Here is a 13,334-nt window from a genome sequence, read left to right on the forward strand (position 1 = left end):
AGGCCGTCGCAGGCTGGCGAGGTGTGTTGCTGGCGCTGGTGGTGACGGCTTCGTTCTTGCTCGGATCCGGATCGGGGACGTGGTCTCTGGGGGCTGTTTGTTGCCTGATGGGTGCCGCTGTGTTTTTGGCCCCACCTGGATTTCGCCTGCCCACGGTCGCTACGCTGAGTTTGGTGGTGTTTGGCCTGGTACCTCTGGTGGGGTTGCTACCGAGTTCCTGGTTTGGCATTCATTCCACGTGGAGGGAGATGTTGCGGGAGTCTTGGGGGATCCCGGTGGCTAGCACCATTTCACCCGATCCGCGTGCGAGTTTTGAATCGTGGCTGGTGGTGGCTGCCGGGGTGGTATGGCTGTGGACCTGCCTGGGGCAGAAGATTTCGGATGATGGGAGGCGGTGGTGCCTTTACACCCTGGCTGCGGGTGGTGCGCTCGTGGCTGCGGCGTCGTGGATAGACAAGTCCATGCATCCGTTTTCATGGTGGCCTCAGGATGCCTATGGAGGCAGCTTTGGCCCGTTCGCCAATCGCAATCATACCTCCAGCCTGAATGCGATTAGCTGCATCCTATGTGCTGCGGCGACTTATGACACTTACCGGCGGAAGTCATATCTGGGGTGGATTTTTGCGGTGCTTTTTTTCCTGCCTTTAGGGGCTATTTTCATGAATACATCGCGGGGTGGCCTGCTGATTTTTTTCGCAGGTATGGTGGCCTGGATCACCACGGCCGCGATGAAACAAGGGTTCTTCCGCAAGGTCGTGGTGGGGGTAGCCATTCTCCTGGCTGTGTTCTCTGTGGCGCTGGTTTCCACCGGCAAGCTGGGGGAACGACTGAGAAGCCTGGTGAAGGAGGAGAAGGTGTCGGTGCTGACCTCCTCCATGCGCATAGACCTTGCGCGGGAAACCTTGTCGCTGATGGTGGAGCGGCCATGGATAGGCCGTGGCTTTGACACCTTCAGCACGATTTTTCCGATCGTTTCGGATCTGGACGTTTCGGACGTGCGTTTTTTGCACCCGGAGAGTGATGTCCTGCTGCTGGTCTTTGAGGGCGGGCTGCTGGCGTTGGTGCCGTGCGGGCTGTTGCTGGTTTGGCTGTTGAACTCTTCCGGTCCCTGGAAAAAAGGGGGAGGGGAACAGAAGTCGCATGAGCGCTCTGCCAGGCGCTGGCGCCAGACTGCGGCGATTGGTGCAGGCATGGCGCTGGTGCATTCGATCTTTGATGTTCCCAACCATGGGGTGGCGTATGGGATGCATACAGCCCTGCTGCTGGGACTGGCGATCCGGCCCCGGCGGCTGAAGACGGCCACGGGTGGGCTTGAGCAAGTTTGCTTTCGTAGTGCAGGCGTTGGCATCATTGCCCTGGGGATCATGTGGCTAGGTATTGCTTCAGCCCGGTGGTCGCCCAATCTTCCTACCACAGTGCCCGTTCTGCGGGAGCAGGCGGTTGGCGAAACGCAGCAAGGTCGTTATCGTGAAGCCTTGGCGCTGGTGGACCGTGCCATTTGGCTGGCTCCCCTAAATTACGAGCTTTACTATTTTCGGGCGCAGTTGCTGCTGCAATTGAGGCAGCGGCCTGAACGGGCGCTGCTGGACTTTGGGCGCTCGCGGACACTGGAACCTCACTATGCGAGCACGTGTTTTGAAGAGGGCGATTACTGGCTGCCATTTGCCCCGGAGATGGCCATCATTCCCTGGCGCGAATGCCTGCGACGGCACCCCCGTGAGTCATCGGCCCTGAACGGGGCCTACGATGGCATGCTGAGCCGCACGGGGCTCTATCCAGAGCTGAGGCCGCCTCTGTGGGCCATGGCCGACAGCCCTGAAATGCAGATCATCTTCCTGAAAGCGACCGAGCGAGGGGCTGAGTGGGAGGCGTATCTGGCCAAGTTCTTGGCGGAGCATGCCAAACTGGAGATGCTGGAGCCTGAGCAATTGCAGATCTTTTTTAAACTCTGGCATGACAAGGGAGACCCGGTGGCCTTGGTCAAATGGATGCTGGAGCATCCCCGACTGATGGCCTATGGGTGGCGGGTGGTGGCGCAGACCTATGCACGCGAAGGCCGGTATAAGGAAGCTGTACTGCTGGCGGCCAAGTACCTGAAACGCCCTGACAGGCCCGCCACCTCCAGGGCGATCGATCTGGTGAGGCTGGAAAAAGCCTTTGTATTTAATCCTACGGACGCACGTCCAGGCATTGAGCTGTTTTATGCTCAGCGTGCTGCCGGGGATGCCAGCGCGGCCAAGGCGACGGCGGAGAAGGTGGTGGCCCTGCCGGAATCCCCTGCCTACATGAAGCTGGAACTGGCCTCCATTTACGCAGACCTCCTTGAGATGAGACGTGCCTGGGAACTGATGGAGCAGGTCATGCTGACCAACCCTGAGGGTTGAGATGCCTTGCGGGCGGATTTCAGGCGAGTCGCCAAACTCTGGCGGGTGCACAGGCCCAGGTGGCCAGAGGTTCATATTCAGAAGTGTACTCGCCGCCAGAGGCCCAGGGGGAAAAGGCGGGTAGAATCCAGTTCTGCATCTCGGGGCGGATTCGCTGCTGAACAAAGGCGGGCAGCTTCAGCTTAAAGCCAGCCCCATCCCGCAGAGAGACTGCCGGGTGCTCGTGACCGGTGACAAGAGTCACCTGCGGGTGGGTGGCAAACAGGTCCTCGACCAATAATGGCGGAGCTATGCCGTGATGGCCGTGATGGAAAAGGATGTCCTGTTCACGATGAGCCTTTTGCAGATTCCAGCCTTTTTTGAGGCCTGAGCGATCATGGTTTCCTTCGATGAGGATTAGATCCGGCACATAGGTGCGGAGGTTGTCCAGAAAAGCTCCGGTTTGGGCGACGGATCCGCTGCCGTCCATGATATCGCCGACGATGATTAGCCTCTCCGGGCGGTGATCGTGAATCAAAGCGAGTAGGGTGGCACGGCACTGGCCCATGCCCCAGTTGGGTAAGAGGGCCCCCTGACGGCTGCGGTGGACTTCGTAGCCGTAGTGGAGATCTGCCACGGCCATCCAACCCTGAGTCTGATGCACCAATGCGCGCCGCGAATCCAGCAGGATGCCGGGCGCGATTTCAGCGGTGATGGCAGGTGGAGGGGCAGCGGTCACGCCCATTGATACGTCCGAATGAAGCCTCTGAAACTGGAGATTGCGGCGGTAAAGAAAACAGCCCGGACTGAGGTGACCAGTCCGGGCTGTGGCGTGAGGGACGATGATTATTCCAGCTCTTCGAGGTAGTCGAGAAGTTCGGCCTGTTGAGGGGCGGTCAACTCACGGAAGCGAGCGTGGTTGGTGGTGCCGGGTGCGTTGGTCGTGTTGAAGATGACATCCAGCGTGGCAGCCTGCCCTCGATGCAGGTAAGGCGGCGTGCTCCACACGGCCCTCAGTGTCGGCGTATCGAGACCCGTCAGGGTGCCGAAGATGCGCTGCCCGCTGGAGGTGTTTTGGGTGCCCACATTGTGCAGGGGGAAGGTGGTGGCGTTGCTGTCTGTCATCGGCGTACCGGTGTGGCAGGTGGCGCAGCCTTTGCTGGTGAAGTGGGCCGCCCCGGCCACTGCCCCCGTGGTGAAGCTACCATCCTGATTCCGGTAAGGGCTGACGTGGAAGGTGTTCAGGGAAGTGACATAGGCGGCGAGGGCATCCAGGTCTGTGCTCAGGCCTGCATTGGTGGTGCCAAGTGGGGGATTCACGGCCCCATTGATCAGGCCGGAGCCGCCGCTCAGCTCGCGGATCTGGTTCTCAAAATCCTGCACTTCATTGAAGTTGGCGCTCCAATGCAGGGCTCCATGGCCCATGCCGGCGTGACCGCGCAGATCAATGGTGTTGCGCAGGCCTTCGCCAAACTGGGTGAGGTCCCACACGCGGCCGTCCTGGTCACCGCCGAGATGGCAGGAAGCGCAGGAGATGTAGCCTTCGGAGGCCAGACGGGTGTCTTCGGAGTTGTAGAAGAGCTTTTTCCCCTGAAGCACGGTGGCGGTGAGAGGTTCTGTGGTGGTGAGATCCACCGAACCTTCGAGCGTGGTCCCGGAGCCAGTGCCGGCGGTGAGCGCGGTGATGCTAAAGACACGCACTTTGCGTTCCAGGAAGTTGTGCACATACAGCCGGGTGCCATCCGGGCTGGTGCAGAGCCCGCTGGGGCCATAACCGAGGACCTGGGTGCCAGTCGCCGTTGAGATGGCAGGCAAGGTGTTGCGTGAGTTGGCATCGATCACTACCACCTGCTCGTTGCCGATGGCGGCGGCGAAGAGGAGATCTCCCCGGGGGGAGAAGCAGCTCGCCACGGTGAGGCCGGTGTTATCAACGTCGATACGGTTGGCGGTCAATTCGGCATTGGTGGTTAGGCTGAGCTGGGCGATCAATGAACGGACGGTGTTTTCGTGGTTCAGCGGATTGCCATCCCGCACGGTGGATTCACCTCGGGAGATGTTGTCCTTTTTGGCATTGATCCAGGCTTTGAGCCCATCCGGGGAGATGACGACCTGGGACAGGTAGTTGGCCACGCCGCGAGCGGCATTGGGGGCATCCACGGTGGTGGTGTCGCGGTTGATGGCAAAGGTGCGCACGGGGGTGGCATTGCCGGTGAGCACGATGGAGGCCGGGGTGTATTCCCAAACTTCGCCTCGGTTGTCAGGGGAGCGGAAGCGGCTGACGAGGACACGGGTGGAGTCGGCGGTGACGGCGATCCCCCGTGGTGCGGCGCCCGTGTCCACGGCACCTGTCTGGGCACGAGTGGCGGGGTTGTATTTCAGCACGCCTTCCAGGCCTTCACAGGCGATGAAGGCGGCGGTGCCATCAGGAGCAAAGGCCACGCCCACAGGCAAGGAGCCGCGACCTGTGTTGAGGGTGGTGAGGAGGGCTCCGGTGTCCGCATTGATGATGCTGACGTTGCCAGCCTGTTTGTTAGCCACCCACACTTCGGCATTGCCGGGGCGCATGGCCAAGGCCACGGGCTCGCTGTTGGCACCGAGGTTGATGCGGTTGTTGACGGTGCGAGTGACGGCATCAAAGCGAACAACGATCCCCTGCGCCGGGGTGCCGGCATTGTTGTCGTGGTCATTGCCATCTGGCACCACGACCCAGACCTTGTTCCGGCTGGTGTCATAGGCCATTTCTGCTGAGATGGAGGGAGGCGATGCGGTAGGCGCATTGTAGATGATCTGGGTCATCGTGGTGCTGACGTCGGCACTGCCATCGCTGACAAAGACGGTCACCACATAGCGGCCTGGCGTGCTGTAGGTGTGGCCCACGGCGGGATTGGTGGTCCAGGAGGTGCTGGTGCCATCGCCAAAGTCATAGCGGTAAAAGAGCTCGGTGCCGACATTCGGATCACTCGCGGTGGCAGTGAAGGTGACGGCGGTACCGGTGGTGGTGGCGCTTGCGGTGGAGGCCAGCGTACTGAGGACGGGCGTGGCATTGGGACTGCCCTCTCCCAAGGCCCCGATGTCGGAGTTGCTAAGGAGTTTGTTATACAGCCGCAGGTCATCTATCTGGCCGTGGAAGTTGCCGCTGGTGACGAGCCTGCCGATGTAGAGGGCGAGGTTGTTGGCAAAGTCCGTGCGGATGGTGCTGTCCGTGCTGACGAGTCGGCGGTTGCAGTAGATGCTGGCAGTGCCTGCGCTGCGGTTCACCACCACGGCCAGATGGTTCCATTGATTGAAGGGGAAAGCACCAGTGGCGCTGGAGGCGGAGTCGCCCAATGTGCCATTGCCAGTTTCAAAAAGCAGCCGACCATCGGCTGTCGCCCAGGTGTTGATGAAGAAGCGGAAGCCGTTGCCCATGCTGCCACCAGCGGCATTGGAAAGCAGGGTGCGGGAGCCTAGGGCTGAACTGGTGACCTTGGCCCAGAGGGAAATACTGAACTGGTTCCCAAGGTCCAGGGCGGCTGCGGTGGCATGGTCGTCCAGGCCATTGGCAATGCCGTCGAGATTCAGCGACTCGGTGCCGCGGGCGTGGTCGGAGGCATAGCCTGCGCCATTGAGCAGGGTGGCATTGCGGGCAAATCCGGATTCGTCATTGCCGCTGCTGTCGAAGCGCCAATGGGCCAGGAGTTTGCTGATGGCCAGCACCCGGATCTCCGTCTCGGTGAGCCAGCGGGGATGGATGCGGAAGTCATCGAGCTGGCCATTGAGCAGGCTGCTGCCATTGGCGGTGCGGCCGAGTTGCAGGACTCCGGTGGTGGTGAAGTCGGTGCGGGCCGTCCCGGCGGGTGTGCGGTCTATGCCATTGACATAGATGCGGGAAAGGCCGCGGGTGCGGTCGATCATGAGCGTGACGTGCGTCCACGCATTGTAAGGCAGCACATTGCTGGCGGTCTGCACCTGGGTGCCGTTGGTGCCATTGCCCGTTTCCAGAATGAGGCGGCCTGGGGTGGTGTGGGTGGAGCCGGTCGCATAGAGCCTCCAGCCTGCGGTGTTGAGCCCGGAGTTGGAGTTCGAGGTGATGGTTTCCAGTGTGTTGGTGCCGGAGGCGACACGCACCCAGGTGGCCACGGCAAAGCTGTTGCCCAGGTCACTGGCCGGGGCTGTGGCATATCCGCTGCTGCCATCCAGGCTGAGTGAGGCGGAGCCTTCGGCTGAATCGGTGGTGTTGTAGGTGGCCCCAGTGCTGCTGAGGGTGAGCGCGGCACCGTTGGGTGCCGAGCTGGCGTTGGAGCTGTTCACCCGCCAATGGGCCACGGGATTTTCACAAAGGCTGCGCAACTGGTCAAAGTCTGCCGCATTGAGCACCCGGTTATACAGCCGGAAGTCGTCCAGATGGCCGCCCATGTAGTAGGGTCCGCTGCCCATGCGCCCCAGGGCCAAAACGGCGCTGGTGGTGAAGTCCGTGGTGATGCTGCTATCCGTCGTGCGGTCGGTTCCATTCACATAGATGCGGGCAGTGCCGGTGCTGCGGTTCACGGTGAGGCCGATGTGCACCCATTGGTCAAAAGGCATGACGCCGATGGCTGTGGTTGCGGCATTGCCCAGAGTGCCATTGCCTGTTTCTAACTGAATGCGCCCGGCCGTGGTGGCATGGGCGGAGCCATAGACGAAAAGCTTGAATCCGGCGGTGGCAAAGCCGCCAGCGCAATTGCCTGCGAGGGTTTGCAGCCCGGTGTTCCCAGAATTCACGCGTGCCCAGGTGCTGAAGGAAAAGGTGTTGCCCACGTCCAGGCTGGCGGTGGTGATGTGGTCGTCCGTGCCGTCCAAGGCCACGGCGCTGCGGCCCACTAGGCCTGGGGTCCATGGATTTGGAGCAAAGTTAGTTAGAGTGCCGTCATTGCTGCCGGCCACATCTTCGGCTACGGTTCCAGAGGTTTCATTCAGCGGATAGTGCAGCACTAGGCCGGCACCTGTGGTATCCACGCTGGCTCCGGTGGAAAAGCGGAACACGCGCTCGGCTGAAACGGCATTTCCCTGGGTGTCTTTGACTCCACCTAAGGCCACTACGATCTCATAGGTGGTGTTGGAAGCGAGAGCTGAGGCAGGGGTGAAATTGACAATGCCGCCCATGTTTGAGTACGTGCCGGAGATCGCGCTGCCGCCGAAGGGACGGACGATGATGCTGCTGCTGCCGATGGAGGGGGTGTCCAGTTGGTCGGTGAAGGAGACGCCGATCATGCTGGTGGTGGCTACGCTGGTTTCGCCATCCAGGGGGCGCACGGCATTCACTTCAGGGGCACGTGTATCGGGCACGGTATCATGCGGCAGGATCCACCCGGCGGAATTGTCCACGGAAGTGCCGGTGTTGGAGCCGTTGACACATCCGATGAAGACGAGGTTGCCGATGGGGATGGCCACCTCAGGCTTGGGCGTGGGGCTGCCCGCCTCAATGCGACCTGGGAGGGCGACATTGGCCACGATCTGTGCCGGGACGGTATCCACACGGATTTTCTGGTAGCGTCCGTTGCCGACATTGCCCAGATGGACAAATTCATCCTGCACGACCGGGTAACGAGGGGCACCGCCGAGGGTGGTCACCTGATCCACAAGCTGGATGTTTTCCGGATTCTGGATGTCGTAGATGTAGAGGCCGCCTGCTTGGCCGCCGCCGTAAAGGCGATGACCGCTGAGGTAGGAGGTGTAGGTGTTGGCCCCGGTATCGCCCCGATAGACGCTGATGAGGAGTGGGTTGGTGGGGTCGCTCAGGTCAAAGGTGGCGATACCATTGGTTAGGCTGGCGGAGACGACGAGGACATTGCCCAGCACATACACCGAGGCGCAGCGAAAGCCGGTAAGGGTGGGAATGTCTACGGAGCGGACCAGGGTGGGGGCGGCGGGATTGCTGACATTGAAGATGTCGATCCAGCCGCTGGCGGTGCCGTAGCCTTCGCCGCCGGTGTAGAGGTACTTGCCGGCCCAGCAGGAAGAGTGGCTGGACGATTTGCCTCCGGAACCCTGGACAGTCACAGAAGGGGCTGCCGGGTTGCTGATGTTATAGATGGCAAATTTCCCGGCACGAACCTGGGTGAGGTCCCCTGAGAAACCCATGTTGTGACTTTTGAAGATGTTGTCATTCAGGTGGGTTCCGACCACACTGGGATTCACCACGGCGGGGGAGGCTGCCTGTGAAAGCCGCCAGGTGGTGAGCCGTGCGTAGCCTGTCGGATCGGCGGCACCGCTGCGCCCGCCTGCGATGACCAGGTGCCCCTTGTGCATGAGGGCATAGGTGGGAGTGATGCCGATCTCCAGTGAGGTGAACGTTCGCAACGGCACGTAAAGCTGGCCGGTGGTGTAGGTGGACTGGGGAACAGGCACCTGGGCCTGAAGGGCGGCGGCAGACGCCAGGGCGAGAACTCCGCGGGTAACAAGGGAGCGAATCATGGTTGGGTGTCGGGTTGGCTGACACCCATGGATCTATCAGAATTGGCCTAACTAACGCTTGGACTTCGTGACGGATTTTTTGGACAATCTGACGGGTGCTGCCATTTGCTCTCTTTGACGGTAGGCGAGCGGCGTGCAGTGATAACGACGTGCAAAGCAGCGGTTGAGGTAGCTTTGATCGCAGAAGCCTGCTGCTGCGGCGACGTCTGCCACCGGGTTGTCTGTTTCTCTGAGGAGCTGTGCGGCTCGGGCCAGCCGGAGGTCCCTCACATAGTCCACCAGGGTGTGGCCGGTGGTGTGCTTGAAGAAGGTGCGGAAGACGGTGCCGCCCATGCCGGCCGCTGCCGCAACTTCGGTTAGGCTGAGAGGTTGGGTGAAGCGCTCAGCCAGCAGTTTGAAGACGCGCCGCAACTGTTCACGTCGGGTCTCCTCACGGGCCAGTGCACGCGGGTCCGCCTGCCGCACGCCAAAGGCTTCTCGCAGGTGATGCAGCACCGTCAGCAGGTGCAGCTTGCAGGCGGGGTAGTGCTCCCGTGCGCTGCCGGGTGCCGTAGCGGCCTCATGCAGAGCGAGGAGGGATTCATGCACACGATGGGCCAGAGGGTGGCTGCTTTTCAGCAACGGGGGCACGCCTGAGGGACGGGCGCGCAAGGGATCGAGGAAGGCGGCATCGCCTGACAAGTGGCCGTTGCTGGTGATGAAGTCTGCGGGAAATAAAATGACCAGCGAACGATGAGGTCCGCTGAGCCGGGAAACGCCATGCAGGCGCAGGGTATCCACAATGAGCAGATCTCCGGGAGCAAAATCCACATCCCAACTGCCCATACTAAAGCGGCCAGCCCCATCCACCGGCAGGATCATTTCATGATAGTCATGCCAGTGCATCCAGTTTTCCCCCACCATGCCCTGATAGGTGGGGAAGGAGTACAGCTTGGTCTGGAGGGGAAGATCGGGATCAAAGTCCCGGCGCAAGTAACGGCGGTCGTCAATTAGCGGGTGGATCTCAAAAGGCTGCGGATCGGTGGTCGCCAGGGTGGCGAGTGCAGAGGGGACGGAGGAGGACGGGAGCTTCGGAGTGCGGACCACGAAGAGTGAGGCTAGCGAAAGGCCGGGGGGGAGGTCCAGTGTAAAACAACGGGACGGCGGCACTTCAGCACTCCATGTCTGGGTGGCTAGCCGCAGAGGGAGGATGAAGATGTGATCTGTGCTCGACACCGGGCAGGATGTCCTTATCACTGAGGGGATGATTTTTACCGTGCTTCTGGCTTCTTTGGCTGACATGCAGACAGTGGCTGTCCTGGCTGTGACGGGCCTGGGGGCCTTTGCTCTAGCGTGGTGGCTGCAGAAGCAAAAGCAGGTGAAACTGCGGGCGGTGCATCAGCAGGCGCTGGAGCAGTCGGCAGCCCTGCTGGAACAAGAAAAGGCAGAGTCTGCCAAGCAGGCTGCCCAGGCACGGAAAAGTCTGGATGAGGCGATTGCCGCGCGGGTGCTGGTGGAGGAACGCTTTGCCACACATCGCGAGGCGGCAGAGCGGCGGGAAAGCGAGTTGCTGGCCCGAATCGCATCCCTGGAGTCGGATCTTGCTGAGACCCGTGAGATTGCAGCCCGACTTGCGCCGACAGAGGCGCGGGTGGGAGATTTGGAGACGACTTTGAGAGCGGAGCGTGGCCGCGTGGCAGCCCTGGAACAAACACTGCAAGTGACGACAGATCGTGCCCGCGAAGTGGCATCCCAGCTTTTGGAAACCCAAAATCGGCTGACACAGCACCTGGAGAAAACACGGGCGCGTGAAGCGGAACTGGTGCAGCAGTTGGCTGACCAGGAACAGATCCTGGCGGTTGACCAGGCCCGGTTGGGCACGGTGGATGAGGAGATTTCCCGTCTGAAGGAAACCCAAGCCGCTTACCAGACCACGGCGGAAAACCGCATCACCGGACTACAGCGGCAGCTCGCGGCGGCGGAGGCCAAGGCGGCCCTCGTGCAGAAGGAATTCATGAGTGCGGTGGGCGTGCTGCCGGAGCCCTCTGCGGCAACGACGGCTGCGCCTAACGACAAGCGTGTTCAGGAGCTGGAGTCGAAAATAACACAGGCGGAGGCTGAGGCTCGGAAAAAGGCGCGGGAGGATGGCTACCGGATCGCAGAGCTGGAATACCGTCTCACAGAGGCAAAAGAAGCCCTGGCCGGAATGCAGGCACCTGAAGCCGGAGCGGCGGAGACGGAGGCCCTGCGCGAGGAGGTGAAAAAGCTGACGGCTGAGAAGGCGGCGCTGGCGGATGATCTGGAGACGCTGAAGATGGTGAAAGCCAGGTCGGTGGAGCCAGTGCCGGAAGTTCTGGAGCAGGGCTTTCTGCTGATGGATGATGATCTGCCCGGCAAATGATTTGCCAGATGGTGGGATCGGCAACGTTTCATGATCCATGATGATTGCCCGGCAGCCTCTGAATTTTTGGGAACTCACTTATGGGAGCACGGTGGGGCTGGGCCTGCGATACCTGCTGTTTGCGGGCATTGCATGGCTGCTGGGGTACTGGCTATTCAAGCAAAGCTGGTTTCACCGCAAGATCATCGCTAAGTTTCCCCGGCCCGGTGAGGTGTGGCGGGAGGTCGGCTATTCGGCCCTGTCCATGCTCATCTTTGGGCTCGTCGGTGCGGCCACCGTTTATGCCACTCGGGAGGGCTGGACGCAGATGTATCGTAAGATCTCCGAGTATGGGCTGGTGTGGTTCTGGCTGAGCATTGGCTGCGCCATCGTCATCCATGATGGGTGGTTTTACTGGACTCATCGGCTGATGCATCACCGGAAGCTGTTTCGCTGGTTTCACCGGGTGCATCATCTGTCCCACAATCCCACACCTTGGGCTGCCTATTCTTTTTCACCGCTAGAGGCTCTGGTGCAAGCGCTGATCTTTCCGGTGCTGGTGGTGGTGATGCCGATGCATGCCTATGCCTTTGGGCTCTTCATGATGTGGCAGATCGCCTTTAACATCGCCGGCCACATGGGGTATGAATTTCACCCTCGCTGGCTCATGCGCTCGCCGTTAAGGTACATCGTGAACACACCGACGAATCACATCATGCATCACGAAAAGATGCGCGGAAACTACGGGCTGTATTTCAACTTTTGGGACCGGCTCATGGGCACGAACCATGAGGAGTATGAGCGGCGGTTTTGTGAGGTCACCTCCCGAGAGAAGGTGCCGTTTTCCAAATCACCCAGCACTCCGGTGGATTCGCGCTGCGATTGACCGGGCGCAGGTGCTGCACCTCATAGGCCCTTGGAGGCAGAGAGGTGGCCCATTCCGTGAGGGCCCGGAGTTCTTGTGCACCGCCGTCATGGCCGGGATAAACGGCGATGGTCAGCAAGCCGCCCGGCCGCAGCAGATGGATGGCGGCGTTCACGGCGGTGAGGGTGGTTTCGGTACGGGTAATCACCGTTTTGTCGGATCCGGGCAGGTAGCCGAGATTGAACATGATGCCCGAAAGTTGCTGGTGGTGCTCTGGGCGCACGAGATCCAGCATCGTCTCGTGGCCTGCCTGGGCGAGAGTGAATCGGTCCTCCGAGATGCCGGATTCCAGAAGACGGCGGCGGGTTTCTGCCACGGCGGGGGCCTGCACATCCATGGCATAGACATGACCTGCTGGGCCGACACTGCCCGCGAGGAAAAGGGTGTCGTGGCCGTTGCCTGCGGTGGCATCTAGGACGACGTCACCCGTATTCAGCCGGTCTGCGAGCAGCAGTTGTGCCCAGCGCACGGCTGAGGGCAGGCCGCCGGTTTGGCTGGCGAGTTGGGGGGGGCGGGTGGGTGTTTCCATCCGGGATTTTGTCGCGCTCCAGCCTCCTGACAAGTGGCCGGGAAGGTGTTTTGTCCCTCGCGGGAGAATTGACAGGAGAAATTCAGACGCCTAATCTCCCGAGGCTGACCTGCTTATTGCCGGGGAGGCTGGAAGTCTGATTCTGACGCCATGGGTCAGGCTTCGGTGTCATTTATCCCACTGGCGGCTCCTGACTCAGACCCTTCAATGAACTTATACGTCAGCAATCTTGCGTACAGCGTGACTGATGATGAACTGCGCAGCGAATTTGCTGCCTATGGTAACGTTTCCATCGCCCGTGTGGTGATGGATCGCGAAACCGGGCGCTCACGCGGCTTTGGTTTTGTGGACATGCCCAATGATGCCGAGGCCAAGGCGGCGATGTCGAGTCTTGAGGGCAGCAATCTGGCGGGCCGCGCTATCAAGATCGTGGAGGCCCGCCCGAAGGAGGAGCGTCCTCGCCCGATGGTGGGTGGCGGCGGCTATCCCGACCGGAAGAAGTCCGATCGCGGCCATGCTGGTGGCTTTCGCAGTGCACCCGAGCCGACTTACAACGACTGGGATGATCGGGACCGCGGCGGTAAAAAAGGCAAACCACGCGATCGCGGCCGCAAGAATCCAGAAAACGACTGGGACTGATCCCAAGGATTCGTGGGCGGTGAGGCATTGCAGGTCAGTAAGGTCTGCAATGCGTTTTGGCTGATGTCCCATCGGGGCTGGCTGACA

General features: G+C 61.0%; 8 protein-coding genes. 4 read left to right on the forward strand and 4 right to left on the reverse strand.

Translation table 11 applies throughout. The features are described 5' to 3' along the window. Positions 1-107: 107 nt before the first annotated feature. Positions 108-2,384, forward strand: a complete 2,277-nt coding sequence (locus tag ABEB25_RS01905) for an O-antigen ligase family protein (protein ID WP_345734687.1) — start codon at positions 108-110, stop codon at positions 2,382-2,384. A 19-nt stretch (positions 2,385-2,403) separates the two neighbouring features. Here ABEB25_RS01905 and ABEB25_RS01910 read toward each other — a convergent pair whose 3' ends face one another. From ABEB25_RS01910 to ABEB25_RS01920, 3 genes are all read right to left on the reverse strand, one after another. Further along, complete coding sequence (locus tag ABEB25_RS01910; protein ID WP_345734688.1) at positions 2,404-3,102, reverse strand: metallophosphoesterase; 699 nt, start codon at positions 3,100-3,102, stop codon at positions 2,404-2,406. A gap of 107 nt (positions 3,103-3,209) precedes the next feature. Then, complete coding sequence (locus tag ABEB25_RS01915; protein WP_345734689.1) at positions 3,210-8,795, reverse strand: LamG-like jellyroll fold domain-containing protein; 5,586 nt, start codon at positions 8,793-8,795, stop codon at positions 3,210-3,212. Between the two features lie 51 nt (positions 8,796-8,846). Beyond that, positions 8,847-9,881 carry an AraC family transcriptional regulator gene (locus ABEB25_RS01920; RefSeq protein ID WP_345734690.1) on the reverse strand — a complete coding sequence of 345 codons (1,035 nt, stop codon included), beginning with the start codon at positions 9,879-9,881 and terminating at the stop codon, positions 8,847-8,849. Between the two features lie 157 nt (positions 9,882-10,038). Between ABEB25_RS01920 and ABEB25_RS01925 the strand changes: the two genes are divergently transcribed. Together ABEB25_RS01925 and ABEB25_RS01930 are read left to right on the forward strand one after the other, a co-directional pair. Continuing rightward, entirely contained in the window at positions 10,039-11,175 is a 1,137-nt protein-coding gene (locus ABEB25_RS01925) for a coiled-coil domain-containing protein (RefSeq protein ID WP_345734691.1), read from the forward strand. Between the two features lie 37 nt (positions 11,176-11,212). Then, positions 11,213-12,040: a sterol desaturase family protein gene (locus ABEB25_RS01930; RefSeq protein ID WP_345734692.1), complete on the forward strand. Its 828-nt coding sequence runs from the start codon at positions 11,213-11,215 to the stop codon at positions 12,038-12,040. Here ABEB25_RS01930 and mnmM read toward each other — a convergent pair. Next, on the reverse strand, positions 11,973-12,608 hold the full coding sequence (mnmM, locus tag ABEB25_RS01935) for a tRNA 5-(aminomethyl)-2-thiouridylate-methyltransferase MnmM (protein WP_345734693.1): 636 nt from the start codon (positions 12,606-12,608) through the stop codon (positions 11,973-11,975). The two genes, ABEB25_RS01930 and mnmM, sit on opposite strands and share 68 nt — an antisense overlap. Before the next feature lie 207 nt (positions 12,609-12,815). Here mnmM and ABEB25_RS01940 point away from each other — a divergent pair, with 207 nt between their 5' ends. Further along, positions 12,816-13,247 (forward strand): RNA-binding regulator, encoded by a 432-nt coding sequence (locus ABEB25_RS01940; RefSeq protein WP_345734694.1) that lies wholly within the window; start codon positions 12,816-12,818, stop codon positions 13,245-13,247. Positions 13,248-13,334 lie beyond the last annotated feature (87 nt).

The organism is Prosthecobacter algae (genome assembly GCF_039542385.1).
Taxonomy (GTDB): domain Bacteria; phylum Verrucomicrobiota; class Verrucomicrobiia; order Verrucomicrobiales; family Verrucomicrobiaceae; genus Prosthecobacter; species Prosthecobacter algae.

Bases quoted from the DNA above. Each gene is read 5' to 3' on its own strand.
- ABEB25_RS01905 (WP_345734687.1), top strand. From the start codon at position 108: ATGGGTGCCGCTGTGTTTTTGGCCCCACCTGGATTTCGCCTGCCCACG.
- ABEB25_RS01915 (WP_345734689.1), bottom strand. From the start codon at position 8,795: ATGATTCGCTCCCTTGTTACCCGCGGAGTTCTCGCCCTGGCGTCTGCC.
- ABEB25_RS01925 (WP_345734691.1), top strand. From the start codon at position 10,039: ATGATTTTTACCGTGCTTCTGGCTTCTTTGGCTGACATGCAGACAGTG.
- ABEB25_RS01930 (WP_345734692.1), top strand. From the start codon at position 11,213: ATGATGATTGCCCGGCAGCCTCTGAATTTTTGGGAACTCACTTATGGG.
- mnmM (WP_345734693.1), bottom strand. From the start codon at position 12,608: ATGGAAACACCCACCCGCCCCCCCCAACTCGCCAGCCAAACCGGCGGC.
- ABEB25_RS01940 (WP_345734694.1), top strand. From the start codon at position 12,816: ATGAACTTATACGTCAGCAATCTTGCGTACAGCGTGACTGATGATGAA.